Raw genomic sequence first — 26,871 nt, forward strand, 5'->3', positions numbered from 1 at the left:
GCGGTCTGCTGGCACTGCATTGTGCTCTGCTTGTGTCACCTCCGCTCCAGCATAGTGACTTTCCTACCCGTGGTGCCAGCGCAGGCGGTATCGTGTCAGTGATGCGCTTTCTCAATGACCTCACCCACGAGCTGACGTATTCCGACGTCTTCCTGGTTCCTTCGCGCTCTGCGACAGCTTCGCGCTTCGACGTAGACCTCTCTGCCGAAGACGGCACCGGCTCGACCACACCACTGGTGGCGGCCAATATGACAGCGGTGACCGGACGGCGCATGGTGGAGACCATGGCGCGCCGCGGTGGTCTCGGGGTGCTGCCGCAGGACATCCCGGTCGAAGTCATCCGCGAAGTGGCGCACTGGGTCAAACAGCGTCACCCGGTGATGGAGACGCCGCTGAAAGTCACACCCTCGCACACGGTTCTTGATGTGCTGCATCTGCTGGATAAGCGCAATCACGAAGCGGTCTGCGTTGTTGACGAGGATCGCCGCCTGGCGGGAGTGGTGACTCAGGCCGATGGCGAAGGCGTTGACCGGTTCTCATCAGTGGGTGCAGTGATGCGCATGCCTCAGGTGCAGCTGGCTGCTGAAGAGTTCGAAGAAGAAAGCTCTCGCGCCGAGGCGCTGCAGCGCGCCTTCGAGACCATGGATGCCGCAGGTTCCGACTACGCGCCGGTGACCTCTGCTGATGGGCTGCTCACTGGGGTGCTGACTCGCAAAGGCGCGCTGCGCTCTACGATCTACACTCCGAACACCGACGCCGACGGCCAGCTGAAGGTAGCTGCTGCAGTGGGCATCAACGGTGATGTCCAGGGCAAAGCTGAGGCGCTGTTGGAGGCCGGAGTGGACGTCCTGGTGGTAGACACCGCCCATGGACACCAGGAGAAGATGTTCCAGGCCTTGGCCGTGGTGCGCAGGGTGGTGGACGCCTCAGGACTTGAGATTCCGGTGGTCGCCGGAAACGTGGTGACAGCCGATGGAACCCGCGAGCTGATTGAAGGCGGCGCGGATATCGTCAAGGTCGGTGTAGGACCAGGTGCGATGTGCACCACCCGAATGATGACCGCGGTGGGCCGCCCGCAATTCTCCGCGGTGCTGGAGTCCGCTGCCGCCGCGCGCGAGCTGGGTAAACACGTATGGGCCGACGGCGGAGCCCGCTACCCGCGGGATATTGCGCTCGCGCTGGCAGCCGGCGCTTCGCAGGTGATGATCGGATCCTGGTTCGCCGGAACCTACGAGTCGCCCGGGGATCTGCTCACCGCCGCCGATGGCCGCAGGTACAAGGAGAGCTACGGGATGGCCTCAGCTCGGGCGGTGCAGCATCGTACAGCCAGCGAGGGTGCTTTCGCCCGGGCCCGCAAAGGCCTCTTCGAGGAAGGCATTTCCACCTCGAGGATGTTCCTGGACCTGGAGCGGCCCGGTGTGGAGGACCTCATTGACTCCATCACTGCTGGAGTCCGTTCATCCTTCGCCTATGCGGGCGCGGCGACTCAGGCGGAGTTCCGCCAGCGTGCTGTGGCCGGTGTGCAATCAGCTGCCGGCTATGAAGAAGGCAAGCCGGTCTCACAGACCTGGTAGCCGGGGGCGGGGGTCCCCGCCCGCAGAGCTGAGTCCTTGCTGTAGAATCCGAGATCTTATGGAGTATCGACAACCTGGCTTGAGCCAGCTTTTGATTTCTGTCTCTTATCCGGCCTTCACAGGTCTGCCCGCTATTCGGGGGTGCAGAGCCTAGGTGGAATGGCTGCTCCTGGGTCTTGGTTTCCTGCTGATTCTTGGTACTGGCTTCTTTGTCGCCGTCGAATTCTCACTAGTCGCTCTTGACCAGCCGACGGTCCAGCGTGCTATTGCCCGCGGAGATACGCGGGCTGAATCAGTTCTGAAGTGCCTGAAGTCCCTCTCCACTCAGCTCAGCGCATGTCAGTTGGGCATCACCCTGACCACGTTGCTGACCGGTTATGTGGCTGAACCTGCACTTGGCGCCCTGCTGGAGCGACCCATTGAAGCTCTCGGGGTGCCAGATGCGGCCGCAGGCGCCATTTCGCTGACACTGGCTATGCTCATCGCCACTATGGTCACCATGCTCATCGGCGAGCTAGTGCCGAAGAACCTGGCGATCGCCGAGGCATTCGTCGTCGCGCGCTTCCTGGCCCCGGCACAGCTGTTCTTCACTGCGCTTTTCCGTCCGCTGATTGTGGTGCTCAACGGTTTCTCCAATAAGGTCCTGCATCGTTTCGGCCTTGAGGTCAAGGAGGAGCTCTCCGGTGCGAGGACTCCGGAGGAACTGTCTTCTATGGTGCGGCGCTCGGCCATGCTGGGCACCCTCGATGAAGGAACCGCGACCTTCCTTGACCGCACTCTGCATTTTTCGGAGCAGAGCGCAGCTGATGTGATGACCCCGCGTCCACGGATGCTCACCGTAGATGCCGGGGCTTCCTTGGAGGAAGTGATCGATCTTGCCCGCCGTACCGGCTACTCCCGCTTCCCTGTGCTGGGTGAAGCCGGGATTGACGAGGTGCGTGGCCTGATCCATGTCAAAAAGGCGGTGGCGGTCCCGCGCGACAAGCGCGAGGGGCTGGTGGCCGCAACATTGATGAGCGAGGTCACCCGGGTGCCGGAGACCATTCATCTTGACGCGCTGCTTTCGGTGCTGCGTGCGGCACCGCTTCAGGCGGCCATTGTGGAGGATGAGTACGGGGGTACCTCTGGCATGGTGACCTTGGAAGATCTGATTGAGGAGATCGTCGGTGATGTGGCCGATGAGCACGACCGGCTGACCCCGGGCGTCCTGCAGGCGGCAAATGGTGAGTGGTACTTTCCTGGCCTGCTCCGCCCGGATGAGATCAACTCCCAGATTCTTGAACTGCAGATCCCTGAGGATCCTGCGTATGAAACCTCCGCAGGCTACGTCCTTTTCGAACTGGGCCGAGTCGCTGGTATCGGAGACGAAGTTCAGGTACCGGGCGGACGGCTGCTGGTGGCCGGGGTGGATGGTCGCCGCATAGACCGGCTGCGCTTTATTCCAGACCCCGAAGCCCGCCGGGCGGCTCAAGAAGCCGCTGCCGAGCGCGCGGCCAGGCTCGCGGAGGAACGCGCTGAGCATGAGCGCACTGTGCTGCGGGTCAGCGCAGAGAAAGGTGGCCCTCGATGAGCTCCGATCTCTTAGGCATCCTGTGGCTGATTGTTCTGCTGGCCGGTAACGCCTTCTTCGTCGCCGGGGAGTTCGCGGTGATGAGTGCTCGGCGCAGCCAGATTGAACCGAAAGCCGAAGCTGGATCAGCGCGGGCCAAGACAGCGCTCTACGCCATGGAGCACGTCTCCCAGATGCTGGCTATCGCTCAGCTGGGCATCACCGTTTGTTCGCTGCTGATCTTGTTAGTCTCCGAGCCGGCGATTCACCATCTGCTCACCACCCCGCTCACGGCACTGGGCCTGAGCTACGCTGCGGCTTCGGTGATTGCATTCATCATCGCCCTGGCCTTTGTGAGCTTCTTGCATGTGACCATCGGCGAGATGGTGCCGAAGAACTTCGCGGTCTCTGTGGCTGACAAAGCTGTGCTGCTGCTAGCTCCGCCCATGGTGTTCCTCTACCGCATACTGATGCCGCTGATCTGGGTCCTGAATATGTCCGCCAACCTCGTGCTGCGCGCCTTCGGCGTCACCCCGCGCGATGAGGTGATCTCCACCTTCACCCTGGAGGAGATGGAATCGATCGTGGCCGAGTCCAAACGTGGCGGCACTGTGCGCGATGACGCCGGGATCATCACCGGAGCTTTGGAGTTCAGTGAGCACACCGCTGAGGAGATCATGGTGCCGGTGGACGAGCTGGTGACCGTCCCCTCCGGTGTCACTCCGGCGCAGGTGGAGAAGGCGGTGGGCAAAACTGGCTTCTCCCGTTTCATTGTGGCGGAGAACGACGGCGCCCACACCGGCTATATCCACCTGAAGGACGTCATGGCCCTTCCGGAGCGTGCTGCCCGGGAACCCATTCCGGTCACAGTGGTGCGTTCGCTGGGGAATATGGGTCCCGGTGATGCCCTTGATGATTGTCTGGAGCGGATGCAGCAGACCGGGTCCCATCTGGCCCGAGTGCTCGATGCGGACGGGGTGACCCGCGGCATCCTCTTCCTCGAGGACGTGCTGGAGGTGCTGGTGGGGGAGATTCATGACGCCACGCAGGCTCGTGACTCCCGGCGTCGGCACACAGTGGCAGAAGTGTAGAGCTAAGCAACGCTGATTTTGAGAACTGTTTGCAATAGCAGTACGCTGGCATGCATGCGAAAAAACACCTCTGCCCCTTCACGTGCCCTGCGTTCACTGGGCCTGGGCGGCGTCGTCGTACTGCTGGCTGCTTCCTGCGGTGCAGAGGATGCGCCCGCATCTGAGCCTCAGGACGGCGTGGAGACCGACCTGCTGATCGTGACCTCTATTGACGTCTACGCAGACCTTGCCACTGAAGTGGTCGGCGATACGGCTGAAGTCCAGGCACTGGTGGATAACCCTGCGGTGGATCCCCACTCCTACGAGGCGACTCCGCAGGACCGGCTGGTGGTGAACCAGGCCGATGTGATCATCGCCAATGGCGGCGGCTACGACTCCTTCATTACGCTGCTCGCTTCGGCTGCTGACGCTGATGACAGTGTCTACCAGCTCATCGACGGAGAAAACCACCATTCCCACGAATGGGACGGCAGCTACGAGAACGAGCACATCTGGTATGACCTGGAGTACATGAGCGCCTTCGTCACCGATTTTGGCGAGTACATGGGGGAGCTGGTTCCAGAGAATGCCGAGCTCTACACCGAGAACGCCCAGGCACTTGCCGGAGAGATCGATGAGTTGGACGAGCGGAACCGCGCGATCGAGGCTGAGGGCATGAGCTATCTGGCCACCGAGGCTGTATCTGGTTTCCTGCTTCAGGACGCCGGATTCGAGGACCTCACCGAACTGCAGTTCCTCTCCGCGGTGGAACACGGCGATGATGTCTCCCCCCGGCTGTACCAGCAGGCATTGAACGTTGCCACCGGAGACGAGATCGATCTTCTGGCTTACAACCCGCAGACCGAGACCAACCAGTCCGCCCGGATTCGGCAGGCAGCCGAAGACTCCGGAGTCTCGGTACTGGAGTTCAGCGAGACCTTCCCCGATGGCTTCGACTCCTACACTGAATGGATGAGCGAGAACATCTCGACAGTCGAAGCCCTGGTGGAGGACCTGCGTGGCTGAGCCCGCCCGCAGTACCGGCGCTCCCGCTGCCTCCCTGAAGCAAGCCGCGGTGGGATTTGACGGTCGTACCCTGTGGCAGGACCTGGACCTGGACCTCCAGCCCGGAGAGTTCCTGGCGGTGCTGGGTCCCAACGGGGCCGGAAAATCCACACTGCTGAAGGTGCTGCTGGGGCTGCAGAAGCTCACCAGCGGCTCGGTGGAGATCGCCGGACACCCAGTGCGCCGCGGATCCGCCGCCGTCGGCTACATCCCCCAGCAGCAGACACTGCCGGAGGAGACCCCGCTGCGCGCACGGGACCTTGTGGCGCTGGGCCTGGACGGACACCGATTCGGACTGCGGCTGAAACCGCGCGCACTGCGCACCCGGGTTGATGAGCTGCTGGAGGAAGTCGGTGCTGCAGATTACGCCGAGATGCCGGTGGGGCTGCTCTCCGGCGGTGAGCAGCAGCGCCTGCGTGCCGCTCAGGCCCTGGCTTCGAATCCCGCGCTGCTGCTCTGCGATGAGCCGCTGCATTCCCTGGACCTGCACCACCAGCAGGCAGTCACCGAGCTCATCCGCAGGCAAGCAGTGGAGCGGGGCTCTGCCGTCGTCTTCGTCACTCACGAAATAAATCCGGTGATCGAACACGTCGACCGGGTGCTCTACTTCGCCCGCGGTCAGTACCGGATCGGCTCGGTCCATGACGTGATGCGCTCAGAGGTGCTCTCGGAGCTGTACCAGGCCCCGGTGGATGTCATCGAGCACCAGGGCAAACTTGTTGTCATGTCCCACCACCTGGAGGGGTATCACGATCATGACTGAGCTTGGACTCATCCAGCAGATCACCGACTCCTTCACCCTTGACGGCTACTGGGAGCTGTTCTCTCTGGTGCGCAACTCCGTCATCACCGCCGCGGTGCTTGGGCTGATGGGCGGTGTCATCGGCGTGTTCATCATGCTGCGCCGCACCGCACTGGTGGTCCACGGCATCGCCGAAATCTCCTTCGCCGGAGCGGCCCTGGCGCTGCTGGCCGGTGTGGACGTGGTGGCTGGCTCGGCGCTGGGAGCGGTGGCAGCCGCACTGCTGATCGGCGTGCTCTCACTGAAGGATAAGGATGTCGGCGGGGTGACCGCCGTGCTCATGCCCTTCGGCCTGGGCCTGGGCATCCTGTTTCTCTCGCTCTATCAGGGGCGCAGCGCCAACCGATTCGGCCTGCTGACCGGTCAGATCGTGGGCGTTGATGACATGCAGACCCGCACCCTGGTCACCGGTGCCGTGCTGATCACCATCGTGCTGGTGCTGATCTGGCGCCCGCTGATGTTCGCTTCAGTGGATCCCCAGCTAGCGGCGGCCCGTGGTGTGCGCGTCGGGACGCTCGCTATCGTGTTCATGATCCTGCTGGGTGTGGCCGTGGCCATGTCCGTGCAGGTGGTGGGTGCGCTGCTGGTGCTCTCGCTGCTGGTGGTCCCCTCAGCGGCCGCGCTGAAAGTCAGCGTCAGCCCGCTGAGCGTGGTGCTGCTGTCTATGTCCTTCGCGCTGATTGCTGCGGTGGGCGGGATCATGTTGGCCATTACCGGCACTGTGCCAATCAGTCCCTACATCACCACTATCAGCTTCCTGATCTACCTGATCTGCTTGCTGATCGGGCGCGGGCGTAGGCGCCGTCGTCGTGCTGAAGCAGCCCAGGTGATGACTGTCTCCTAGAGCGGCCCGGGGGAGGGCAGGAGTTAGTCTGCCGCGGCCGAGCAGGAAGCGCAGAGCCCGAAGATCTCGAGAGTGTGGCGTACCTCGGTAAAGCCGTTCTTGGAAGCCAGCTCGCCCGCCCAGGACTCGATGTCCGGGGCCTCGAACTCCACCGTCAGGCCGCAAGAGCGGCACACCAAGTGATGGTGGTGCTCCTCGCGGGCACAGAGCCGGAAGATCGCTTCACCGTCGTCGGGACGCAGCACATCCACCAGGCCGTCCTCCTGGTGAGCCTGCAGCACGCGGTACACCGTGGCCAAAGAGACTTTCTCGCCGCGGTCAGAAAGCAGCCGATGCAGGTCCTGCGCCGAGACGAAGTCGTCCAGTGAATTCAGCGCAGACCACACAGCGCGCTTCTGTCGTGTGGAGCGGCCGCGGATAACGGGGGCGGAAGGGGTCTCATTCATGCTTGCTCAAGCCTAACACCGCGGGATTTCAGGGGTTAGAGTGGTGGCCATGAGCACCGTCTTCACCAAGATCATCAACGGCGAACTCCCGGGCCGATTCATCTGGCAGGACGAGACCTGTGTGGCATTCCTCTCGATTGCCCCGCTGGCCTACGGACACACGCTGGTAGTTCCACGCACCGAGGTGGATAAGTGGACCGACGCCGACGGCGAGCTGCTGGCGCATATGAGCCATGTGGCCCAGCGCATCGGCAAAGCCCAGGTGGAGGCTTTCGGCTCCCAGCGTGCTGGAGTGGCGATCGCCGGCTATGAGGTGCCGCATATGCATATTCACGTCTGGCCCTCGAACTCCATGGCCGACTTCGATTTCGCGAAGACCATGGACAACCCGGATCAGGAGCAGATGGAAGAAGCCGCTGAGAAACTGCGGGTGGCGCTGCGCCTGATGGGAGAGAGCGACTACGTCCCTGCTGAGGAGGGCTGAGCCGGTCCGCAGCCAGGTAGCACGAGCAAAAACTAAGGGGCGCCACCGCAATCATGCGGGGCGCCCCTTAGTGCTCTGGCGGTGACGGTGGGATTTGAACCCACGGTACGGGGTTACCGTACACAGCATTTCGAGTGCTGCACCTTCGGCCGCTCGGACACGTCACCAGGCCTGACCACTATACGGGAGAGACAGCGCTGGGCTCAAAGCGCGTCATCATGACCCGCGGAACTGCTCGAAGAATTCTCGCAGCACAGCGGCGCATTCCTCCGCGCGCACTCCAGCATGCACTTCCACCCAGTGGTTCAGGCGCGGCTCGCGCAGCACGTCAAACACACTGCCAGCAGCACCAGCCTTCTCATCCCAGGCGCCGAAGATCAGTTGACCGATGCGGGTCTGGCTGATCGCCCCAGCGCACATCGGGCACGGCTCCAGGGTCACCGCCAACACGCAGCCATCCAAACGCCAGCTGCCCAGCTGTGCCGCCGCGGCGCCCAGGGCGTTCATCTCTGCATGACCTGCTGGGTCGTCGTCGCGCTCCCGGGTGTTGAAGCCTTCGCCCAGAACCTCTCCGGTGGGGGAGAGGACGACGGCGCCCACCGGCACGTCTCCGGAAAGCGGAGCTCGCGCGGCCAACTGCAGACACTGTTCCATCAGATTGCGCTGAATCTGCGGATCACGTGGGGAAAATGACACGCCTACAGCCTACGTGGGGGCGGATCGTGCTGATACCTTGAGTCCATGCGCGTACAGGTTGTCGAACACCCGCTTATTGCCCACAAACTCACCCACCTGCGGCGGGTCGAGACCACATCTAACGTCTTCCGTGAGCTGACCAAAGAACTGGTGACCCTGCTCTCGTACGAGGCCAGCGGCTCCATCGCCACCGAGCCGGTGGAGATCCAGACCCCGGTGGCTCAGATGACCGGGACTCGGCTGGCCGGCCCCAAGCCTCTTGTGGTGCCGATTCTCCGTGCCGGACTGGGGATGCTCGATGGCATGACCGCCATGATTCCCACCGCGGAAGTCGGATTCCTAGGCATGGCGCGCAATGAGGAAACCCTGGACATCGTCACCTACGCTGAACGGCTCCCAGATGACCTCACTGGACGCCATGTCTTTGTTCTGGACCCGATGCTGGCCACCGGCGGAACCCTCGCCGAAGCCGTTCGGTTCCTGAAGAAGGCGGGCGCAGCGAAGGTGACCTGCATCTGTCTGCTGGCTGCACCGGAAGGTATCGAGAGGCTGCGCGGCGAAGTGGGCGATCTGGACATCGAGCTCTACTTGGCAGCCATCGACGAGAAGCTCAACGAGAAGTCCTACATCGTCCCGGGACTCGGCGATGCAGGCGACCGACTCTACGGTCTCGCCGAATAAACGTGTGTTGCGTCACTATTGGGGGTCCAGGTCTCAAATAGTGGAATTTTTCGGGTTTTATTACTTGCGTTTCTGAAATATTACGGGGACGATGAGAGGGCCAATCGTCCGGCCGCAAGCCAGGAAGAGTAACGATCCCGATGTCCGCACCGCTTAATCCGGCCCATAATCCAGGCTACGTCCACGTCTCCGTGAGAAACGCAGCCCGTCGAGCCGAGATCGCGCGGCGCATGCGAAACGGGACAGGGGCTGCCGCCGGCTATCCGCGCACCGCTCCGGTGCCGGTGATTGCGCCCTCCGGCGGCACCCAGGTAGTGCCCCCTGATGTGGTGGCCCGTGGGTTCGTCATCTATGTGGGACTGGATGAAGACACTGCCAGTGCCGCGGGCACCTCGCTGCACAAGATCGCCACTGAGCTGCGTGACTATGTGGAGCACATTGCTCCAGAGTCCCAGGTTCATATTGCAATGGCGATGGCCTCGGCCGCAGCCGAGGGTTCTGACCTCGAGGTGGTGCGCCAGGCGCTGGGTGATCCCACAGTGACCCACCGCGTATCTGAATCGCCGGTGCACAGTTCTCCGGCGCCGTCGAGCTCTGGGGTGCTCATCGATTTGGCGCGACGAGAGGTCAAACTCGACGGCGAGAACCTCAACCTCACCTATAAAGAGTTCGAGCTGCTCAACTACTTAGTGGACAATGCTTCACGCACCGTGGGTCGCACTGAACTGCTGAAGACACTGTGGCGCAATGTGGATCAGGCGCAGATGCCCAATGAGCGCACGATTGACGTGCATATCCGGCGGCTGCGGTCCAAGCTGGGGCGGTTAGCGAACACTGTGCGCACCGTACGCGGTCAGGGATACCGGTTCTACGAGCATCCCGAGGTCACCGTGTGGGCCGCCCCGGAATACTCCATCTGATCCAGGCAACAGATTCGTGGCGCCTAAACGACTGCTCATCCTCCGTCATGCAGAAGCCGGGCACAGTTTCACCGGGGATGACCATTCCCGGACTCTGACCCAGCGTGGCCAGGCTCAGGCGCGTCAGATGGGGCGCTTGCTGCTCGATAGCGGACACTGGCCTGAGTCCACGGTGGTCTCCGATGCGATGCGCACCCGGCAGACCTGCATCTGGATCGGGCATGAGCTGGGGGAGAAGGCCGCCACCGCCTACCTGGACTCTCGGCTGTACCTGGCGGCGCCGCGCCGCATGCTCTCGGTGATCAACGAGACTCCGGAAACAGTGGAGACGCTCTTGATCATCGCGCATATGCCGGGGGTGCAGGAGCTGACCATGGAGCTGGCCAGCGTTGAATCCGATGAGCGCGCCGTGCTGGATATGGCCCAGCACTGGCCTACGGCCGGGATGGCTATTCTTGAGGTGCACAAGCCCTGGGCAGAGCTCGACGGCCGGGACGCTGTGTTGACACAGTTCCGCAGCTGAGCTGCTGCAGGCCGCCCGTATCTGCCAGGCAAAGTGAGGAAATAGCAAGAAAGCCTCGCGCCCCATGTCATGGGAGTTGCGAGGCTTTCTCTAGTGGTGCGCCCAAAGGGATTCGAACCCCTGACCTTCGGTTCCGTAGACCGACGCTCTATCCAGCTGAGCTATAGGCGCATGTCCTGTGTGGTTCGCGTTTCCGCGCCCCGGACCTAGAAGACTATACACGGGTTTTCTCTCGTCTGCCAAATCGTTGGTTTGGAGGGCTCTAGCCCGCTCAGCGTCGCGGGACTGTGGCGATTTCTGGGCTCACCCTGTCGGCTGCCATCGTGTGAATCCAGCCACATTTCTGCTCGCATTCGCAGGAGTGTGATCTTCTGCCGTTACAGTTGGAACAACTGCTTCTCCTGCTGTGCACAGCGAAATAGAGAAGGGGTAAGTGCGAACAGTGCGGTCCGTACTTCGACTCCAGCCGGTGCCGAAACCCTTCGATATGTCGGCACATCGGGAGAGGCAGCAATCAGAACCTGTACCCAATGGAGGGAAAAACAGTGACCACCGTTGCAACGGCGCCCGGTGCTGACAAGCTGGCCCAGAACATCGCTGCAGATGCTCCAACCACGCACCAGCCACTTATCGATTTCGTCGCCCAGATCGCCCAGCTGACTCGGCCGGAGAATATCCACTGGGTGGATGGCTCCGAGGCCGAATACACCAAGCTCACCGATGAGCTAGTGGAAGCGGGAACTCTTACCCGTCTGACCAGCCCAGATTTCCCGAACTCCTTCGCGGCGTTTTCGGATCCCGCCGACGTCGCCCGAGTGGAGTCCCGAACGTTCATCTGCTCCGAGCGTGAGCGCGATGCTGGCTTCACCAATAACTGGGTGGACCCAACAGAAATGCGGCAGACCCTCAAGGGTGTCTTCGACGGCGCGATGAGCGGACGCACGATGTACGTGATCCCCTTCGTCATGGGGCACCTTGAGGCTGATGACCCGAAGTTCGGTGTCGAGATCACCGACTCGGCCTATGTGGTGGCCAGCATGCGCATCATGGCGCGTATCGGCACAGACGTCCTGCGCAAGATCGAAGAGCTCGACGCCTTCTTCGTACCCGCAGTGCACTCCGTGGGTGCACCGCTGGAGCCCGGAGAGCAGGATGTGCCCTGGCCCTGCAATGAGGAGAAGTACATCGTCCACTTCCCTTCAGAGCGGGAAATCTGGTCCTACGGCTCCGGCTACGGAGGCAACGCGCTGCTGGGAAAGAAGTGCTATGCGCTGCGCATCGCCTCGGTGATGGCCCGGGATGAAGGCTGGCTGGCCGAGCATATGCTCATCCTCAAGCTCACCAGCCCCCAGGGCAAGAGCTACCACGTCTCCGCAGCATTCCCCTCAGCCTGCGGTAAGACCAACCTGGCCCTGATCGATCCCACCCTTCAGGGGTGGAAGGCGGAAACCCTGGGTGATGACATCACCTGGATCCGCCCCGGCGCCGACGGCGAGTTTCGGGTGGTCAACCCGGAGGCCGGCTACTTCGGAGTGGCACCGGGAACTGGCTGGCACACCAACGCCAACGCCATGCGCGCCATCGCCAAGGGTAATTCGATCTTCACCAACTGTGCACTGACCGACGACGGCGGTGTGTGGTGGGAAGGGATGACCGAGGAAGCACCCAGTCACCTGATCGACTGGCGCGGCAATGACTGGACGCCGGAGTCTGACTCACCGGCAGCTCATCCCAACGCTCGGTTCTGCACTCCTATCGATCAGACGGACATGCTGGCCGATGAGTACTTCGAGCCCAATGGCGTGAAGCTGGACGCGATCCTCTTCGGCGGCCGGCGTAAGACCACTGTGCCCCTGGTGACTGAGGCTCGCGACTGGAACCATGGCATCTTCTTCGGTGCCACGCTCTCCTCGGAGACCACCGCAGCCGCCGAGGGCGCGGTGGGAACCGTGCGCCGTGATCCGATGGCGATGCTGCCGTTTATCGGCTACGACGCCGGTGACTACCTCAACCACTGGGTCAAAGTGTCCTCCCAGGCAGATCCCGCCAAGCTGCCCAAGATTTTCCTGGTCAACTGGTTCCGGCGCAACCGCGACGGTGGCTTTGCCTGGCCCGGTTTCGCGGAGAACACTCGCGTCCTGAAGTGGATTGTGGAGCGACTGGAGGGTGAAGGCGAGGCAGTGGAGACTCCGATCGGGTTGACTCCCACCCCGGATGCCCTGGACTTGAGCGGCCTGGAGGTTGCGGCCGAGGACATCGAGGACGCCCTGAAGGTGGACCGCGAGGAGTGGGCTGCAGAACTGGCAGGCATCGAGGAATGGTTTGCTCGTTTCGGAGAGTCTCTGCCGGCGTCCATCACCGCCGAGCTTGAGGAGCTGCGCCAGCGCCTAGCGGCCTAGGTCTCATATAAGGGCCGGTCCTCTGCTGAATCCCAGCAGGCGACCGGCCCTTTGTTATTTCTTCGGGTAGGCAGCATCTGCCGCGAACTTTCACAGGAAATGAAACTTAGGGTATTGTCGCCCCATTAGCTATGCGTGATGTGTCCTAATTCGCGCAGTTCTTCTAGGAGGTTCTCATGCCCTCGTTCTCTGCTGGCTCTTCCCGCACTAGTTCCCTTCTGGCAGTGACGATGGCCGCCAGCCTGGTGACCCTTAGTGCCTGCTCGACTGACTCCGAAGCCGCTGGGTCCCAGCAGACCTCGAGTGGTTCTGGTGAGCCAGTGGTCATCGAACATGCCCTGGGCGAAGCGGTCATCGAGGAACAGCCTGAGCGCGTCATCACCCTGGGGCAGGGGTCAGCAGAAACTGCCATAGCGCTGGGTGTAGTTCCGGTAGGTGTGGAGGAATACCCCTGGGGAGCCGACGACACCGGATATCTTCCGTGGGTCCATGAGGCGGTCACCGCTGCGGGGGCGGAGCTGCCGAAGCTGATTCCCGGAGGTAGCGAACTGGACATCGAGGCGATCCTGGAACTGGACGCGGATGTGATCCTTGCCCCCTGGTCGGGATTGACCCAAGAGCAGTACGACATCCTCTCCGATATCGCCCCCACTGTGGCCTATGCCGAAGAACCCTGGACCATCACGTGGGAGGAGCAGATCGAGACAGTCTCCCAGGCCCTGTGGCAGCCGGAAGCTGCAGATGACCTCATCGCCGAGATCGAGTCTGAGTTCTCAGAGGCTGCTCAGGAAGACTGGGAAGACCTGACCTTCTCGTATATCTACAACGACGGGCCGGGCACCCTTGGGGTGTTCTTCCCTGGAGAGCAGCGCGTGGCGATGGTGAGCAATCTGGGCCTCACTGTCGATCCGGCCGTCGAAGACATGGGCGAATACGAAGTGCCAGGGACTGATTCAGCGATGATCGGGCTGGAAAACGCCGATATGCTCAGCGACTCCGATCTCATCTTCACCTGGTACTCCGATGAGCAGAATCGTGAGGAGATCGAGTCCCAAGAACTCTACGGGGCGATCCCCGCCATCGCCGACGATGCTGTGGTGATCTCCGAGGACAACTCCTTCGTCACCGCTTCGTCCATGATCAACCCGCTGACCGTACCCTGGGTCACCGAACGTTATATCCCGCTGATCAATGAGGCGATCGACTCCATCGGCAGTGACCGCACTGAAGGCTGAATCGCCCCCTGAATCGCTATATGCGGCTCGGGCGAGGCGGGCCGGATTCCAGCGACAGCTCTGGTTCGCCATAAGCGCTGCCGTCCTGCTGCTGGCAGCGATGATTGCCAGCGTGGCGTTGGGGACCCGTCCGATTCCCTTGCCCGAGGTGTGGGATGCCGCCATTGGAACCGCCCAACCCCACGTGGAGCAGGTGGTGGCCGCCCGAATTCCGCGGACCCTGCTCGGCGTCGTCGTCGGTGCTGGCTTGGGAGTCTCGGGTTTGCTGATACAAGCGGTGATGCGTAACCCGCTGGCTGAACCGGGCCTGCTGGGTGTCACCATGGGCGCCTCGGCCTCAGTGGTCACTGTCGCCGCCTTCTCCGGGCTCAGCCTGGGGCTGGGCGCCATCGGGCTGGCCATGCCAGGGGCATTGCTGGCCGTAGCGGCGGTGTACCTACTGGGAGGACGCGCACGCAGCAGTTCGGCAGTCTCCTGGGTGTTGGCCGGTGCAGTGGTCTCCGCTGTCCTGGGTGCCTATGTGCAGGCCATGGTGCTCTCCCGCCCCGAAGTCTTCGACTCCTACCGGCATTGGGTGGTGGGCTCTCTAGCTGGTGCTCACTTCGAGACACTGTTCACTGCAGCGCCGTTCATCACAGCAGGGTTGGCCTGTGCGTGGTCAATAGCCCCAGCCTTGAACCAGATCAGCCTGGGCGATGACCTCGCTCATTCGCTGGGGGTCAAGGTGGTGCTGGTGCGCACTATAGCGCTGGCGGCTGCGGCGGTACTTGCAGCTACCGCCACTGCAGCGGTGGGCCCGATAGCGTTTGTGGGGCTGGTGGTTCCGCATCTGGCCCGCGCTCTGGCCGGTACCGATTACCGGTGGCTCATCCTGCAGACGGTCCTCTTAGGGGCTGTGCTGCTGCTCGGGGCCGATGTGGCCGCGCGGGTAGTGGCCAGACCGCAGGAGCTGATGGTCGGCGTGGTCACCGCCTTCATCGGTGCCCCGTTCCTGCTGCTGGCCGTGCGACGCGGAAGGATCACCGGATGAGCGCGGTGCTGCCCGTGGCAGCCCAGCAGAGGCTCGGGCCCCGACCTCGACCGCGGTGGATGATCACGCTCGTTGTTGTCACTGTCCTCACCGTGACCTTGGCGTTGGTGACCCTGGCCTGGGGGAGTGCCGGGGTGAAACCGGCGGACCTGCTCGATGCCCTCAGCGGTGAGGCTGATACCCGCACAGCTTTTGTTCTGGAACGGCTGCGCGGCCCCCGGCTGCTCACCGCGGTGGGCGCAGGAATCGCCTTCGGCCTCTCCGGGGCGCTCTTTCAAAGCGTGACCCGCAATCCTCTGGGCAGCCCGGATGTCATCGGGCTCGGGGCAGGGGCCGGTGCTGGCGTAGCGATTGCCACGCTCTGGTTCCCGGGAGCCGTCTCAGCTCCAGTGGGAGCCCTTGCCGGTGCTGCCGTGGCGGTAAGTCTGGTGTGGTGGTCAACAGGCAGCGGTTTCGCCTCGCCCGGGCGAGTGATCCTGACCGGCATCGGGGTCTTCGCGATGGCGACAGCGGTGACCCAATATGTCGTGGCCGTGGCGCTTCGCGACTCGGCGCAGGGCCTGGCTGCCTACGTGGTGGGCTCGCTCAACGCCCGGAGCATGCATCATGGGCTCATCATCGCCCTGTGCTTAGTGGCGCTGCTTCCTTGGGCAGTGCTGCTGAGCAGACGGCTGCGGCTCATGGACTTAGGCGACGACGCCGCCCAGGGGCTGGGTGTGCCAGCGGTTCCCACGAGGACCTGGGCAATTATTCTGGCGGTGCTGCTTGCCGCGGCTGCCGTCTCAGTGGCTGGTCCGGTGGCTTTTGTCGCACTGACAGCACCACATATCGCTCGTCGCCTAGTAGGTGCATCCGGTCCGCAATTGGCCGCCTCCGCCGCAGTCGGTGCATTATTGCTCGTGGCAGCAGATCTCGCGGCACAGCAGGTCCCGGTGCTTGCCGGACTGCCGGTGGGCATTGTGACCACCGGACTCGGCGGCCTCTATCTCGGATTCCTACTGCTCAGGCTCTGGCGAGGGGGAAGGCCGGTCGCGCTGAGCTAGTCCGCTGAGCTAGTCCATCTGGCGCTGGCTCTTGAATTCCTGCCAACGCCGCGGCAGCTGCACGTCATAGCTGAGCCAGCCCATATAGTCCCGCATATGCTGCAGACGCTGGTGCGCGGCAGTGCCGGGGGAGACCGTCTGCAGCGCCTGCGCTGCCAGCATATGCTGGGATTCGAGGTACTTCTGGTGCTGCTGCAGGAAACCGCCCCACACATCAGCGTCCATCACGTGGTAGTCAGCACGCTGGCCTGGCTTGCGGTATCTGCGGACGAAGCCAGCGTGAACTAACGCTCGAGTGTGCTGTGAGACCGCCCCGCGGCTGAGCCCCAGGGACTGAGCAATCTGTGCCGCGGTGGCGCCGTCGTTCTCATCCAGCAGCAGAAACGCAGCGATCTGCCCCTCGGCCAGAGAACCTCCCTGAGAGGCCCAATAACTGGCGAAGCGCTGAATGAAATCCTCACGCGAGAACCCGGCCCCAGAGTGCGGCCGGCTCTGGGCCGCAGTTCCGGAACCGGGGTCAGCGTGGCTGTTCATGATTCTCTAGTGCTGCTGGTCAGCCTTGGCGGACCAGGGCCAGGACCTCATCGCGCATGGCGGCCATCTGCTCCTGAGTGTGGGCCTCACCGTTGAACCGCAGGAAGGGTTCGGTATTTGAGGGCCGCAGGTTGAACCACCAGCTGCCATCGGCGGCGCTGACGGTGAGTCCGTCCATGCGTCCGATGGCGACGTCGCGATCTGCGAAGGCTTCCAGCACTCGAGCCACTGCAGCGTCCTTGTCCTCCACCTTGGAGTTGATCTCCCCGGAGGCGAAGTAGGGGTTGTACTCGGCAGCCAGTTCATGAAGCCCCAACTGCTGCTCACCCAGTGCTGCAAGCACATGCATCGCGGCAAGCATGCCGGTATCGGCGTTGAAGAAGTCGCGGAAGTAGTAGTGCGCCGAGTGCTCACCGCCGAAGACGGCCTGCTCCTGAGCCATCACAGCCTTGATGAAGGAGTGCCCCACGCGGGTCTCCACGGCGCGGCCGCCCTCGCGCTCCACCAGTTCCGGGACCGCCCGGGAGGTGATCAGATTATGGATGATGACCGGAGTGTCCTCGCCAGCCGCCTTAGCACGGGCAATCTCGCGTCGGGCCACAAGCGCGGTCACCGCAGAAGGCGAAACCGGCTCACCACGCTCATCGATGACGAAGCAGCGGTCGGCGTCGCCGTCGAAGGCCAGCCCAATATCAGCCCCGTGCTCCACTACGGCCTTCTGCAGGTCGCGCAGATTCTCGCTCTCCAGCGGGTTAGCAGGGTGATTGGGGAAGGTTCCGTCGAGTTCAAAGTACAGCGGGATGATCTCCAGCGGCAGCGCCTGAAGCACAGCATCGCCCAGCACCGCAGGAGTGGTCATGCCAGCCATACCGTTGGCGGCATCCACCACCACCTTCAGCGGCCGAATGCCGGAGAGGTCCACTAGCGAACGCAGATATTCGGAGTAATCCGCAAGGAGCTCGGAAGTATCGGTGCTGCCGGTGGTTTCTACTGCAGGGATGTGGCCGGCCTCGAGGTAGGCCTGGGCCGCGTCGCGGATTTCCTCCAGCCCAGTGTCCGCGCTCAGCGGGACAGCGCCGGCTTTAGCCATTTTCATGCCGTTGTACTCAGCCGGGTTGTGGCTGGCGGTGAAAACCACCCCGGGTGCCTGCAGCTGGCCCGAGGCGAAGTAGAGCATATCGGTGGAGATCAGGCCCAGCTGTGTGACCTGCGCCCCGCGCGCCACCGCACCTTCAGTGAATGCGGCAGCGAATTCCGGGGACGAGGGGCGCATATCTCCGCCCACCAGCACGCGTTGGCCGGCCAGTCCCAGGACGTCAACGAAAGCCGCACCTACAGCGCGGACCGATTCGGCGGTGATGGTCTCGCCTACGAGTCCGCGGACGTCATAGGCCTTGAAAGAGGCAGAAAGATCAGTAGTCACGGGGCACATCCTATCCAGCATGCCTCGTATTCAGCTCAGTTGCGTAGACTACGCCCATGGAAATCGTGGTGGTGCTTGCGGTAGGCGTACTGCTGTTCCTGGGTGTGCGGATGTTCATGCAGCGACAGGCGCAGCGAATGAACCAGCGGCTGCAGGAAGAGATCACTCCGCAGCGGGCACGTGAAGCAGCGCTTGCTCTCAATGACGAGCAGCACAAGGCCATTTACCAAGCCATTGGCGTGGAGGATGCTCGCCGCGCCCTGGGCCTATTCAAGGAAGCCACAGGCGCTTCGATCAAGGACTCCATCGTCGCGGTGCAGGCGCTGCACAGGTATCCGCAGAGTGCGCCGTCGGCCATCCGATTCGAAGAGGACTTCAACCTCAACTCCGAGGACGACATCAAGGACGAGTCCCTGGAAGATGCCATTGATGATCTGCGAGATGACCTCAATGAAGAGGGTCCCATTGCAGAGGCAGATCCCAATACCGGTGAAATCCTCGGAGAGAACAGCAATAACGTGCCGGATATCCCCGGCGGTGAGCAGCCCAGTGTGTGGGACGAGGAGAAGAACGACGACGACGTCGACGCCCGGTCCCGTGAACTGCTGGAGAAGTCCGGCTTCGACCCGGATAAAGAACTGACCATCCCGGAGGACTGGGATGTGGCAGGTGAGGACCAGGCTGGTTTCCATCTTGAGGTTCAGCGCGGTGAGGAGAAGATCACGCTCTCCCATGAGGACTTACAGCCCTGGGTGCATGATCAGCTCTATGCCCTGCTGCGCGACGACGAGGTAGACCAGGCCGCAAGCCTGTTGGCGGCCAACTCACCACTGACCCATGAGGAAGCTCATCGATTCCTGGTGGTCTTCAAAAACCAGAGCTGACCCTTAGAACTCCTGTACGCCGGGGAAGCTGTGGTGATGGCTTCTTGCAGCGGCACGCAGGGTACAGCGCGAGCACTAAGTCCTCGAGTCGCGTATAGTGTCTTTCTGGACTTTTCGCAGTCCAAGGAGGGCTGTCCGAGCGGCCGAAGGAGCTGGTCTTGAAAACCAGTGTGCGGCAACCCCGTACCGTGGGTTCGAATCCCACGCCCTCCGCCATTGGGCCCAATGCATAGGCAGGTCATGAAGATCTTCACGCGCCGACGTCGCGCAAGGCGTCTGGAGAAGGAGCTCGGCACCGGGCTCTGGAGGCAGGCTCATGATCGCTATGTGCGCGGCCTGGATCGGTATCACCAGATTCTGGAAGGAATCGAGGATGATGCCGTCTATAACCAGCTGGTGCCTATCGGCGATAGTTTGGCAGAGCGGCTGAACACTGTTTTTGAACTGTGCCAACGCGCCCACCAGCACTTCCCCGCTGATGGTATGCACGTTCCGGGCGGAGCCAATGCCCTGCATTCCGCACTTTCGCGGGCAGCCAATCATGTGGCCACTACAGCTGAAGCTGCGGCGATGGTCAGGCTGCAGCACGGGGATGTTCAGGCCGTCCAGCGGCGGGCCGAACAGGTCCACGCCTGTCTGGATCAGGCTGAAGCTGCCCTCTAGATGAGCCCGGCCATTCTGCGGCCGATATCCACTAAAGTGACGCGCTCAAGCTGCTCGACCTCCTCGGGAGTGAACCAGCCGACGTCGTCCGTTGAGCCCTCCTGCTCAACTGTCAGCTCCCCACCGGTGATCTGGGCGCGGTAGACAATCCGCAGCGCCTGCAGGGCAGTGCCCTGTTCCTCCTCACGGATGCGGCGGTCTGCAGGAATCACCATACTGTCGATTCCCAGCAGCTGCTCGAGTTCGGCGGTGTAGCCAGTTTCCTCGTAGATCTACCGGATGACTCCATCGGCGGGGTCCTCACCGGGATCGATGCCGCCACCGGGCAGGGTCCATCCGCCGTAGTGTCCGGTCTGCCAGTGGGGCAGTAATAGGCGGTTGTTTTCGTCGGTGATGATGGCATAGGCCGCGACTCTGATATCCATGGCAGTTCCAGCCTACGGCAGAGTAGAAAGAGAGTTCAGAGCCTCCAACCGGATTTGAACCGGTGACCTTTCCATTACGAGTGGAATGCTCTACCAGCTGAGCTATGGAGGCGCGCGGGCGCGCGAGTCAACTTTACCCGCAGAGCAGGCGGCTGCGCCAACTGCGCGCTGAACGGTCCCGGAGAGTGACCAGGGCGGCGTCTTGCGGTCTGGACTTAGCAGTCCTGGCGTCCCTGGAAGAGCTCCCCGGAGATCAAGTATTCATCCACCACGTCAGTGACGCAGCTATTGCCCGGGCGATAGGCGATATGACCCTCAGCATCGGACACCAACAGCGAGGATGCCGGAATCTCTAGGTGCATGTCCTCGGCCCAGGCCACCGGGGTCGCAGGATCGCCGGTGGTGGAGAGCAACAGGACCTGCTCCACCTCGGGCAGCTCAGGCTCCCAAGGCTCATTCACTGGCGGGTAGGGCCACTGGGAGCACAGCACGCCGTCGTGACCCATGTAGGGGCCAAAAGTCGGAGCGCGCTCATTGAGTTCCTGCTGCTCAGCCTCAATCTCTTCCTGGGTCTGCGCGGTGGGATAGTCCAGGCACATCACAGCCCGGAACGCCCAGGTGTTGATCCACTCATAACTGCCATCTGGGCCGCGGCCAGCCTGCAGATCAGCCCAGTACTGGAAAGCGTAAAAATCATCCTCCGTTACCGCGGCGGTGAGGCCATCGCGCAGGGGACCCCATCCCTGCGGGTGGTAGAGCGGGGTGATGAAGCCGCTTACTAATGTAGAAGCATTCAGGAGACGGCCATCGGGCATCGTTCGGGGGTTCTGCTGGACATCGGCGAAAACCTCCTGCACACCGGCCACCACATTCTCTGCCTCGCCTTCCACCGGGCACTGGTCGGACTCAGCACACCAGGCGGCGAAGCTCTCCAGAGCCGATTCAAAGCCCGCCGTCTGGGTCACAGCAAGCTCGTGTGCATCCAAGGAGACATCCATGACCGAGTCCAGCACGAACCGGCCGACGTACTCCGGGAACAACTCCGCATAGGCCAGGCCGAGCTTGGTGCCGTAGGAGAACCCCACATAGTGCAGCTCATCCTGGTCAAGCACCGCCCGCATAATGTCCATGTCCTTGGCTGCGGAGAAAGTGTCCACATAACCCAGCAGCTCACCGCTGTGTTCGTGGCATTGCTGAGCGATCCGTTCAGCGTCGGCGAAGGCCGCGGCGTAGGCGGCGTCGTCGTCGAGATCCGTGTCCCCGACCTGCTGACGATAGGCATCCATCTGCGCATCATCCATGCACACCACCGGAGTGGAACGGTGCACGCCGCGGGGATCAAAACCGACGATGTTGAATTCATCCAGCACCTGAGGTGTCACCGTAGCGCTGAGGTTGTGGGCAACGGTGTCAACACCCGATTGCCCCGGCCCTCCGGGATTGGTCAGCAGGTAGGGACGATCCTCGAGGGAACTGGTGATCAGGGCGAGCTCAATCTGTGTCCCCTGTGGATCCTCATAATCGAGGGGGACCGCGAGGCTGGAACAGCGCATGTGCTCATCCACCCCGGTTTCGCAGTCCTCCCAGTTCAGCTGCTGCTGGTAGAACTCCTCCAGTTCAGCCGGGGGAGCAGCCCGATCCTGGGTCTCAGAGACACCAGTTCCGCCGGTTGCATCCGGTTCAGGCCCTGGCGGGGGTCCGCCCTCTGGGCTGCTGCAGGCACTGACCACAAGCACGACGGCGGCCAATGACGTCAAGACTGATCGACGGCGGCTGGTCACAGGCGAGGTCCTCTCCACAGTGTTTTCCCCTATCCCCGAATCCGGCGGGGTATCACCTGCATCATCAGCGCCTCCATCGCCAGTGCCGGCGGAACATTCTGTGTGATCCGCAGCCGAGCGGCATTCAGCGCATCCAGGCACTGCAGCGCCTGCTCAGCGCTGATCTGCCCGGCATAATCGGTCAGTTCCCGGCGCAGCTGTTCATTGATCAGCTCTACGCCGGCGCCAAGCTTCAGACTCAGGACATCCCGGTACACCGCAGCTAAGTCGATCAGCGTGCGATCCAGCGCATCAGCCACCGCGCGCTTAGCCCGGCGGGTGTTCTCCTCTTCGAGCCGTTTGAACTGGCTGCGCAACTTGGCCGGAATCTTCTCCTCCGGTTCAAGACCCAAAGAGCGGCGCAGCTGCTCCTGGTCCTTGGCCAGGCGAACCTCTGATTCGGCAGCGGCGTCGTCCTGTGCAGTCTTAACCAGCTCCGCGGCTGCCAGCACCGCCTGGGACGCCGTGCGCACCCGCAACGGCAGAGACACCACCTGTTCACGACGACGACGCGCCTCGGGATCTGCCGCCAGCCGGCGCGCCACCCCAATATGGTTCTGCGAAATGCGCGCGGCAAATGCGGCCTGATCAGGGCTGAGCCCGTCACGTTCAATGAGCAGCCGGGCCACCTCATCGGTGGGTGGGATGCGCAGACTCACCTGCCGGCAGCGCGAACGGATGGTCACCAGCACATCAGCCGGGCTGGGCGCGCACAGCACCCAGATAGTCTGCGGGGGAGGCTCCTCGATGGCTTTGAGCAGCACATTCGTGGCCCGTTCGGTCATGCGGTCAGCATCCTCGACGACGATGACTCGCCAGCGGGCACCCTGCGGCCGGTCCTGTGCGGTGGTCACCAGTTCGCGGACATCCTCAATCCGGTACGTCACATTCTCTGTGGAGACCATAGACACCGAGGGGTGGCCGCCTGCTGCGATCAACTGACAGGACTTGCACTGACCACATCCCGGCGTTGCACCAGGCGTAGTTGCCTCGCAGTTCAGCGCAGCAGCGAAGGCCCGCGCGGCATTGGACCGGCCCGAGCCCGGTGGTCCAGTAAACAACCAGGCGTGGGTGGGCGCACCGGAGGACGCAGCAGCTACCAGCTGCTCCACCACCGGCGCCTGGCCCACCAGCTCATCAAAGACGCTCATGGTGCCACCGCTGAATTCTTCAGCATCGGCTGCAGTCTGACCTGGATCTGCTGGTGGATCTGCGCAGGTTCTGCGGCGGCATCAACCACCAGGTAGCGCTGCGGCTCAGCAGCGGCTCGGTCCAAGAATGCGGCGCGGAGACTGGCGCGGAAAGTGTCATCAGCTGATTCCATGCGGTCCGCTGCTCCGCCGTCGCGCTGTGCCTGGCGAGCTCGGGAGACGGCGGGGTCGATATCCAGGACCACCGTAAGATCAGGTGTCAGGCCCGACGTGGCCCAGTCATTGAGCTCTGCGATAGCAGCGGCGCCCAGCCCGCGGCCCACGCCCTGATAGGCCACCGAAGAATCCACGTAGCGGTCGCAGAGCACCAGCGCCCCACGCCGCAGGGCCGGCAGGATCCGCTGCTGAACATGTGCGGCACGGGACGCTGCGAACAGCAGCGCTTCGGTGCGCGGATCCACCTCGCCGTGACCATGTTCGAGCACCAGCGCTCGGATGCGCTCCCCGATGGGTGTGCCCCCGGGCTCCCGGGTGCGCTCCACTGTCACGCCGCGCTGGGTTAGCCACTGTTCAAGCAGCGAAAGCTGAGTGGTCTTGCCCGCGCCGTCGCCGCCTTCCAGCACTATGAAGAGCCCACGATTCTGATCAGTCACGGCTTAAGCCTATCGACCGGTCCTGACATCACCGACTTATGAAGTCCGGTATCTGAACTGCGGGGCCCGCCACACCGGTGCAGGAGGCCGGACTGGGATACCGTGACCTTGTGAGCACGGAGTCCTCGAATATCAGTCAGTCCCAGGGCAGTCACCCCCAGGGCAGTCAGCATGAACGCACCTATGTGGTCTCCGCCGGGCGGGGGTCCCATCATGGGCACGCACCGGTGAATCAGCCGGTAGACTTCACGTCCACCTACAGCTATGTCCCGGGCGCGCAGCCAGCGGAGGAGACTCCCGGCGGCCAGCACTGGGCCTACGCCCGAGAGGGGATGCCCTCCTGGCAGCCCTTGGAGGAACTGCTGGCGCAGCTGGAGGCTGGAACCCGCTCGACCTATCAGGCCCAGGGATTCATCACCACTGCTGAGGACCACCCTGTGCCGGTGCTTCCGGGTCTGCTGTTCTCCTCCGGAATGGCGGCGATCTCCGCTGTGCTGCATCTGCTGCCGCCGGGAGGTCATCTCATCCTGCCGCGGCACAGCTATATGGGTTTCACCACGCTAGCCCAGCAGCTGGCTGATCAAGGACTGCTGACCCTGCATCCGGTGGACATCGCTGATACCGACCAGGTCATCAGCACCATCCAGGACATCTCCACCTTGGCGCAGGCCCAGGATGCTCCCGTCATGCTCTGGGTGGAGTCGCCCACCAATCCCATGCTGGAGGTCGCGGATCTGCCGGCGCTGCTGGCGGCGGCGAAGAAGCGCGGGGTGCTCACGGCAGTGGACAATACCTTCGCCACTCCGCTGCGGCAGCGCCCGCTGAAGTACGGCGCGGATGTGGTGGTTCACTCGGTGACCAAGTTCATCTCCGGCCATTCTGACCTCATCATGGGTGTGGCGATCACCGGCAACCCGCAGCTGCACCAGAAGCTTCACCTGCACCGCACTCTGCACGGCGCCATCCCCGGCCCGATGGAGGTCTATTTGGCGCTGCGCGGGGTGCGTACCCTGGCCGTGCGGTTGGACGCCGCAGAATCTAACGCTGCGCAGCTGGCTCACCGGCTGCACGAGCTCACCGGAAGCTCAGCTGCCGGCGAGCGGCCTTTGCACCTCAAAGCAGTGAACTATCCGGGTCTGCCCAGTCACCCGCAGCATGAGCGGGCAGCCCAGCAACTCGGCGGATTCGGCGCGATCCTTACCATTGAGCTCGACGGCGACGGTGAAAGAACTCCCGCGCAGGTAGCTGATGATGTTCTGGCCGCTCTGACCTTGTGGACCCCGGCCACCAGCCTCGGGGGCGTGGAGTCATTGGCCGAGCGGCGGCGTCGTCATCCCGGGGAACCCGAGTCCGTCCCGGACGGGCTGATTCGGCTCTCGACCGGTATCGAACATATTGAAGATCTCTTCGCTGACCTGCTCAACGCGCTGCGAACCGCCGCTGAGGATCAGCGGAGCATCGGCTAGCATCGAGGTATGCAGTTACCTTCCATCTGGCAGCTGGCCGTCACTATGGAGTTCTACCTCCATCTGGCTTTCACCATCGGTTGCCTTGTGCTGGCCGTGGTGGCGCTCATCAAGTGTCTGCCGAAGAACGCCCAGCGTTTCGACATCGCGTTTAAGCGCACCAAGGGCTTCTGGATGCTCATGACCGGTGGCGCCTGCCTCTTGGCGCTTATCGGCCTGCTGGGGGCAGGGCCCTTCGGGATGCTCTTCCCGGTAGCCGCTGCCTGCATCGCCGCGGTGTACCTCACCGACGTCGACCCCGAAGTTTCCTAAGACCCTTCTCAATGTGAGGATCAGCAACCGCTTATGGCATACGACCTGATTCTGCTCCGCCATGGACAGAGCGACTGGAACCAGAAGAACCTCTTCACCGGCTGGGTGGACGTCCAGCTGACCGAGCAGGGGCGTGCAGAAGCTGCCCGCGGTGGCGAGCTGCTGGCCGAGCATGATCTGCTCCCCGATGTGGTCCACACCTCCCTGCTGCAGCGAGCCATTACCACCGCACACCTGGCTCTGGAGACTGCTGGCCGACTGTGGATCCCGGTGAAGCGCGACTGGCGCCTGAACGAGCGCCACTATGGTGCTCTGCAGGGCAAAGACAAGACCCAGATCCGGGAGACCTACGGTGATGAGCAGTTCATGACCTGGCGGCGCTCCTACGACACTCCGCCGCCGGCCATCGACGCCGACGACGAGTACTCCCAGGTTGGCGATCCCCGCTATGCGGATCTTGGCGATGCCGCCCCTCAGACCGAGTGCCTCAAGGACGTCGTCGACCGTTTTGTGCCCTATTTCGAGACTGAGGTGCAGGACGATCTGAAGTCCGGGAAGACTGTGCTGCTGGCTGCTCACGGCAACTCGTTGCGCGCACTGGTCAAGCACCTGGACGGCATCAGCGATGAAGACATCGCGGGGCTGAACATCCCCACCGGTATCCCGCTGCATTACAAGCTGGATGAGAACTTCAAGCCGGTGACCCCCGGCGGAACCTACCTGGACCCCGAGGCAGCCAAGGCCGCCATTGAGGCTGTGGCCAACCAGGGGAAGAAGTAGCGCCAACTACGTCCCTCGGGCGCAAAACGTAAAGAAACTGCCGGAACTCCTGCTGATTTGCAGGGAGTTCCGGCAGTTTCTTTACGCTCTCTTTTCCACAGCTCGTCGACGTGGGGTCCCGCCGCTGCCGGGTTTGGGCCAGGCTGGCACTATGCGACCGCCAACGCCTCTGCCGAGCCAGTTGATCGGCCGCGTCTTCACGCGAGCCGAGGCGTTCGCTCTCGGGATTCGGGACCGGCGCCTGGGCGCCCGCGATATTGAGCGGCTTGGCAGAGGCACCTATCGGCATCTTCCGCTGGCCCATCAAGTGGCCGCATCAGGGGCGCCGTCGCAGAACTCTTCTCCGGAGCCGGCGGAGCATGCCGCGCTACTGGCGGCGCTGTGTCGCTGATCAGTTAT

29 protein-coding genes and 4 tRNA genes are annotated in these 26,871 nt (G+C 62.9%); 21 read left to right on the forward strand and 12 right to left on the reverse strand.

The window, feature by feature from the left end; genetic code table 11:
• Positions 1-101: 101 nt before the first annotated feature.
• The 6 genes from guaB1 (at position 102) to ABEA23_RS09050 (ending at position 6,904) form a co-directional block, all read left to right on the forward strand.
• Entirely contained in the window at positions 102-1,574 is a 1,473-nt protein-coding gene (guaB1, locus tag ABEA23_RS09025) for a GMP reductase (protein ID WP_345477713.1), read from the forward strand.
• A gap of 154 nt (positions 1,575-1,728) precedes the next feature.
• Positions 1,729-3,144: a hemolysin family protein gene (locus ABEA23_RS09030; RefSeq protein ID WP_345477714.1), complete on the forward strand. Its 1,416-nt coding sequence runs from the start codon at positions 1,729-1,731 to the stop codon at positions 3,142-3,144.
• Positions 3,141-4,214, forward strand: coding sequence for a hemolysin family protein (locus ABEA23_RS09035; protein WP_345477715.1), 1,074 nt, complete (start codon positions 3,141-3,143; stop codon positions 4,212-4,214). The genes ABEA23_RS09030 and ABEA23_RS09035 overlap by 4 nt, the downstream gene beginning before the upstream one ends.
• Positions 4,215-4,268: 54 nt before the next feature.
• Entirely contained in the window at positions 4,269-5,219 is a 951-nt protein-coding gene (locus ABEA23_RS09040; RefSeq protein ID WP_345477716.1) for a metal ABC transporter solute-binding protein, Zn/Mn family, read from the forward strand.
• Positions 5,212-6,021 carry a metal ABC transporter ATP-binding protein gene (locus ABEA23_RS09045; protein WP_260072712.1) on the forward strand — a complete coding sequence of 270 codons (810 nt, stop codon included), beginning with the start codon at positions 5,212-5,214 and terminating at the stop codon, positions 6,019-6,021. The genes ABEA23_RS09040 and ABEA23_RS09045 overlap by 8 nt, the downstream gene beginning before the upstream one ends.
• Positions 6,014-6,904, forward strand: coding sequence for a metal ABC transporter permease (locus ABEA23_RS09050; protein ID WP_260072713.1), 891 nt, complete (start codon positions 6,014-6,016; stop codon positions 6,902-6,904). The genes ABEA23_RS09045 and ABEA23_RS09050 overlap by 8 nt, the downstream gene beginning before the upstream one ends.
• A gap of 23 nt (positions 6,905-6,927) precedes the next feature.
• Here the strand turns inward: ABEA23_RS09050 and ABEA23_RS09055 are convergent, their stop codons facing one another.
• Positions 6,928-7,350, reverse strand: coding sequence for a Fur family transcriptional regulator (locus tag ABEA23_RS09055; protein ID WP_044493149.1), 423 nt, complete (start codon positions 7,348-7,350; stop codon positions 6,928-6,930).
• Between the two features lie 49 nt (positions 7,351-7,399).
• Between ABEA23_RS09055 and ABEA23_RS09060 the strand changes: the two genes are divergently transcribed.
• On the forward strand, positions 7,400-7,834 hold the full coding sequence (locus ABEA23_RS09060) for an HIT family protein (RefSeq protein ID WP_345477717.1): 435 nt from the start codon (positions 7,400-7,402) through the stop codon (positions 7,832-7,834).
• A gap of 76 nt (positions 7,835-7,910) precedes the next feature.
• Here ABEA23_RS09060 and ABEA23_RS09065 read toward each other — a convergent pair.
• A tRNA-Ser gene (locus ABEA23_RS09065) sits at positions 7,911-8,001 on the reverse strand.
• A gap of 49 nt (positions 8,002-8,050) precedes the next feature.
• Positions 8,051-8,488, reverse strand: a complete 438-nt coding sequence (locus ABEA23_RS09070; protein WP_345478659.1) for a nucleoside deaminase — start codon at positions 8,486-8,488, stop codon at positions 8,051-8,053.
• A gap of 87 nt (positions 8,489-8,575) precedes the next feature.
• Here ABEA23_RS09070 and upp point away from each other — a divergent pair, with 87 nt between their 5' ends.
• The 3 genes from upp (at position 8,576) to ABEA23_RS09085 (ending at position 10,654) form a co-directional block, all read left to right on the forward strand.
• Positions 8,576-9,211 (forward strand): uracil phosphoribosyltransferase, encoded by a 636-nt coding sequence (gene upp, locus ABEA23_RS09075; protein WP_260072716.1) that lies wholly within the window; start codon positions 8,576-8,578, stop codon positions 9,209-9,211.
• 140 nt (positions 9,212-9,351) lie between these two features.
• Positions 9,352-10,131, forward strand: a complete 780-nt coding sequence (locus ABEA23_RS09080) for a winged helix-turn-helix domain-containing protein (RefSeq protein ID WP_044493144.1) — start codon at positions 9,352-9,354, stop codon at positions 10,129-10,131.
• Between the two features lie 16 nt (positions 10,132-10,147).
• Positions 10,148-10,654 (forward strand): SixA phosphatase family protein, encoded by a 507-nt coding sequence (locus ABEA23_RS09085; protein ID WP_345477718.1) that lies wholly within the window; start codon positions 10,148-10,150, stop codon positions 10,652-10,654.
• 94 nt (positions 10,655-10,748) lie between these two features.
• Here ABEA23_RS09085 and ABEA23_RS09090 read toward each other — a convergent pair.
• A tRNA-Arg gene (locus ABEA23_RS09090) sits at positions 10,749-10,825 on the reverse strand.
• Between the two features lie 359 nt (positions 10,826-11,184).
• Here ABEA23_RS09090 and ABEA23_RS09095 point away from each other — a divergent pair.
• From ABEA23_RS09095 to ABEA23_RS09110, 4 genes are all read left to right on the forward strand, one after another.
• A complete protein-coding gene (locus ABEA23_RS09095; RefSeq protein WP_425577156.1) occupies positions 11,185-13,053 on the forward strand; it encodes a phosphoenolpyruvate carboxykinase (GTP) in 1,869 nt (622 codons plus the stop codon).
• Positions 13,054-13,229: 176 nt separating this feature from the next.
• Positions 13,230-14,288, forward strand: a complete 1,059-nt coding sequence (locus ABEA23_RS09100) for an iron-siderophore ABC transporter substrate-binding protein (RefSeq protein WP_345477721.1) — start codon at positions 13,230-13,232, stop codon at positions 14,286-14,288.
• Positions 14,269-15,318 carry a FecCD family ABC transporter permease gene (locus ABEA23_RS09105; RefSeq protein ID WP_345477722.1) on the forward strand — a complete coding sequence of 350 codons (1,050 nt, stop codon included), beginning with the start codon at positions 14,269-14,271 and terminating at the stop codon, positions 15,316-15,318. The genes ABEA23_RS09100 and ABEA23_RS09105 overlap by 20 nt, the downstream gene beginning before the upstream one ends.
• The gene (locus ABEA23_RS09110; RefSeq protein ID WP_345477724.1) at positions 15,315-16,361 is read left to right on the forward strand and encodes a FecCD family ABC transporter permease; all 1,047 of its coding nucleotides are present in this window, start codon (positions 15,315-15,317) and stop codon (positions 16,359-16,361) included. The genes ABEA23_RS09105 and ABEA23_RS09110 overlap by 4 nt, the downstream gene beginning before the upstream one ends.
• A gap of 9 nt (positions 16,362-16,370) precedes the next feature.
• Here ABEA23_RS09110 and ABEA23_RS09115 read toward each other — a convergent pair whose 3' ends face one another.
• Positions 16,371-16,895, reverse strand: a complete 525-nt coding sequence (locus ABEA23_RS09115) for a GbsR/MarR family transcriptional regulator (RefSeq protein ID WP_345477725.1) — start codon at positions 16,893-16,895, stop codon at positions 16,371-16,373.
• 19 nt (positions 16,896-16,914) lie between these two features.
• A complete protein-coding gene (locus ABEA23_RS09120; protein ID WP_345478660.1) occupies positions 16,915-18,327 on the reverse strand; it encodes a phosphomannomutase/phosphoglucomutase in 1,413 nt (470 codons plus the stop codon).
• Positions 18,328-18,374: 47 nt separating this feature from the next.
• Here ABEA23_RS09120 and ABEA23_RS09125 point away from each other — a divergent pair, with 47 nt between their 5' ends.
• The 3 genes from ABEA23_RS09125 (at position 18,375) to ABEA23_RS09135 (ending at position 19,865) form a co-directional block, all read left to right on the forward strand.
• Positions 18,375-19,202, forward strand: coding sequence for a hypothetical protein (locus tag ABEA23_RS09125; RefSeq protein ID WP_345477726.1), 828 nt, complete (start codon positions 18,375-18,377; stop codon positions 19,200-19,202).
• A gap of 125 nt (positions 19,203-19,327) precedes the next feature.
• A tRNA-Ser gene (locus ABEA23_RS09130) sits at positions 19,328-19,418 on the forward strand.
• A gap of 24 nt (positions 19,419-19,442) precedes the next feature.
• On the forward strand, positions 19,443-19,865 hold the full coding sequence (locus tag ABEA23_RS09135) for a hypothetical protein (RefSeq protein WP_044493138.1): 423 nt from the start codon (positions 19,443-19,445) through the stop codon (positions 19,863-19,865).
• Here the strand turns inward: ABEA23_RS09135 and ABEA23_RS09140 are convergent.
• The 6 genes from ABEA23_RS09140 to tmk all read right to left on the reverse strand — a co-directional run bounded on the left by ABEA23_RS09140 (position 19,862) and on the right by tmk (position 23,914).
• Entirely contained in the window at positions 19,862-20,080 is a 219-nt protein-coding gene (locus tag ABEA23_RS09140) for a hypothetical protein (RefSeq protein WP_345477727.1), read from the reverse strand. The genes ABEA23_RS09135 and ABEA23_RS09140 overlap by 4 nt on opposite strands.
• A 57-nt stretch (positions 20,081-20,137) precedes the next feature.
• Positions 20,138-20,290: an NUDIX hydrolase gene (locus tag ABEA23_RS09145; RefSeq protein WP_345477728.1), complete on the reverse strand. Its 153-nt coding sequence runs from the start codon at positions 20,288-20,290 to the stop codon at positions 20,138-20,140.
• A gap of 39 nt (positions 20,291-20,329) precedes the next feature.
• Positions 20,330-20,402: transfer RNA gene (locus ABEA23_RS09150), tRNA-Thr, on the reverse strand.
• Positions 20,403-20,505: 103 nt separating this feature from the next.
• Complete coding sequence (locus ABEA23_RS09155; RefSeq protein ID WP_345477729.1) at positions 20,506-22,071, reverse strand: alpha/beta hydrolase; 1,566 nt, start codon at positions 22,069-22,071, stop codon at positions 20,506-20,508.
• Between the two features lie 29 nt (positions 22,072-22,100).
• Entirely contained in the window at positions 22,101-23,261 is a 1,161-nt protein-coding gene (locus ABEA23_RS09160) for a DNA polymerase III subunit delta' (RefSeq protein ID WP_345477730.1), read from the reverse strand.
• On the reverse strand, positions 23,258-23,914 hold the full coding sequence (gene tmk / locus ABEA23_RS09165) for a dTMP kinase (RefSeq protein WP_345477731.1): 657 nt from the start codon (positions 23,912-23,914) through the stop codon (positions 23,258-23,260). The genes ABEA23_RS09160 and tmk overlap by 4 nt, the downstream gene beginning before the upstream one ends.
• 110 nt (positions 23,915-24,024) lie before the next feature.
• On the opposite strand from tmk, the gene ABEA23_RS09170 reads away from it, so the two are divergent.
• The 4 genes from ABEA23_RS09170 to ABEA23_RS09185 all read left to right on the forward strand — a co-directional run bounded on the left by ABEA23_RS09170 (position 24,025) and on the right by ABEA23_RS09185 (position 26,863).
• The gene (locus ABEA23_RS09170) at positions 24,025-25,380 is read left to right on the forward strand and encodes a trans-sulfuration enzyme family protein (protein ID WP_345477732.1); all 1,356 of its coding nucleotides are present in this window, start codon (positions 24,025-24,027) and stop codon (positions 25,378-25,380) included.
• A 9-nt stretch (positions 25,381-25,389) separates the two neighbouring features.
• Positions 25,390-25,692, forward strand: a complete 303-nt coding sequence (locus ABEA23_RS09175) for a DUF2516 family protein (RefSeq protein WP_049897322.1) — start codon at positions 25,390-25,392, stop codon at positions 25,690-25,692.
• Between the two features lie 33 nt (positions 25,693-25,725).
• The gene (locus ABEA23_RS09180; protein ID WP_044493127.1) at positions 25,726-26,472 is read left to right on the forward strand and encodes a phosphoglyceromutase; all 747 of its coding nucleotides are present in this window, start codon (positions 25,726-25,728) and stop codon (positions 26,470-26,472) included.
• A gap of 151 nt (positions 26,473-26,623) precedes the next feature.
• Positions 26,624-26,863 (forward strand): hypothetical protein, encoded by a 240-nt coding sequence (locus ABEA23_RS09185; RefSeq protein WP_345477733.1) that lies wholly within the window; start codon positions 26,624-26,626, stop codon positions 26,861-26,863.
• The last annotated feature ends 8 nt before the right edge of the window (positions 26,864-26,871 follow it).

The organism is Nesterenkonia rhizosphaerae (assembly GCF_039544555.1).
Taxonomy (GTDB): domain Bacteria; phylum Actinomycetota; class Actinomycetes; order Actinomycetales; family Micrococcaceae; genus Nesterenkonia; species Nesterenkonia rhizosphaerae.

Bases quoted from the DNA above. Each gene is read 5' to 3' on its own strand.
- guaB1 (WP_345477713.1), top strand. From the start codon at position 102: ATGCGCTTTCTCAATGACCTCACCCACGAGCTGACGTATTCCGACGTC.
- ABEA23_RS09035 (WP_345477715.1), top strand. From the start codon at position 3,141: ATGAGCTCCGATCTCTTAGGCATCCTGTGGCTGATTGTTCTGCTGGCC.
- ABEA23_RS09040 (WP_345477716.1), top strand. From the start codon at position 4,269: ATGCGAAAAAACACCTCTGCCCCTTCACGTGCCCTGCGTTCACTGGGC.
- ABEA23_RS09050 (WP_260072713.1), top strand. From the start codon at position 6,014: ATGACTGAGCTTGGACTCATCCAGCAGATCACCGACTCCTTCACCCTT.
- ABEA23_RS09055 (WP_044493149.1), bottom strand. From the start codon at position 7,350: ATGAATGAGACCCCTTCCGCCCCCGTTATCCGCGGCCGCTCCACACGA.
- ABEA23_RS09060 (WP_345477717.1), top strand. From the start codon at position 7,400: ATGAGCACCGTCTTCACCAAGATCATCAACGGCGAACTCCCGGGCCGA.
- ABEA23_RS09070 (WP_345478659.1), bottom strand. From the start codon at position 8,488: ATGGAACAGTGTCTGCAGTTGGCCGCGCGAGCTCCGCTTTCCGGAGAC.
- upp (WP_260072716.1), top strand. From the start codon at position 8,576: ATGCGCGTACAGGTTGTCGAACACCCGCTTATTGCCCACAAACTCACC.
- ABEA23_RS09080 (WP_044493144.1), top strand. From the start codon at position 9,352: ATGTCCGCACCGCTTAATCCGGCCCATAATCCAGGCTACGTCCACGTC.
- ABEA23_RS09095 (WP_425577156.1), top strand. From the start codon at position 11,185: ATGGAGGGAAAAACAGTGACCACCGTTGCAACGGCGCCCGGTGCTGAC.
- ABEA23_RS09100 (WP_345477721.1), top strand. From the start codon at position 13,230: ATGCCCTCGTTCTCTGCTGGCTCTTCCCGCACTAGTTCCCTTCTGGCA.
- ABEA23_RS09110 (WP_345477724.1), top strand. From the start codon at position 15,315: ATGAGCGCGGTGCTGCCCGTGGCAGCCCAGCAGAGGCTCGGGCCCCGA.
- ABEA23_RS09115 (WP_345477725.1), bottom strand. From the start codon at position 16,895: ATGAACAGCCACGCTGACCCCGGTTCCGGAACTGCGGCCCAGAGCCGG.
- ABEA23_RS09120 (WP_345478660.1), bottom strand. From the start codon at position 18,327: ATGTGCCCCGTGACTACTGATCTTTCTGCCTCTTTCAAGGCCTATGAC.
- ABEA23_RS09125 (WP_345477726.1), top strand. From the start codon at position 18,375: ATGGAAATCGTGGTGGTGCTTGCGGTAGGCGTACTGCTGTTCCTGGGT.
- ABEA23_RS09135 (WP_044493138.1), top strand. From the start codon at position 19,443: ATGAAGATCTTCACGCGCCGACGTCGCGCAAGGCGTCTGGAGAAGGAG.
- ABEA23_RS09140 (WP_345477727.1), bottom strand. From the start codon at position 20,080: ATGGTGATTCCTGCAGACCGCCGCATCCGTGAGGAGGAACAGGGCACT.
- ABEA23_RS09145 (WP_345477728.1), bottom strand. From the start codon at position 20,290: ATGGATATCAGAGTCGCGGCCTATGCCATCATCACCGACGAAAACAAC.
- ABEA23_RS09160 (WP_345477730.1), bottom strand. From the start codon at position 23,261: ATGAGCGTCTTTGATGAGCTGGTGGGCCAGGCGCCGGTGGTGGAGCAG.
- ABEA23_RS09175 (WP_049897322.1), top strand. From the start codon at position 25,390: ATGCAGTTACCTTCCATCTGGCAGCTGGCCGTCACTATGGAGTTCTAC.
- ABEA23_RS09180 (WP_044493127.1), top strand. From the start codon at position 25,726: ATGGCATACGACCTGATTCTGCTCCGCCATGGACAGAGCGACTGGAAC.
- ABEA23_RS09185 (WP_345477733.1), top strand. From the start codon at position 26,624: ATGCGACCGCCAACGCCTCTGCCGAGCCAGTTGATCGGCCGCGTCTTC.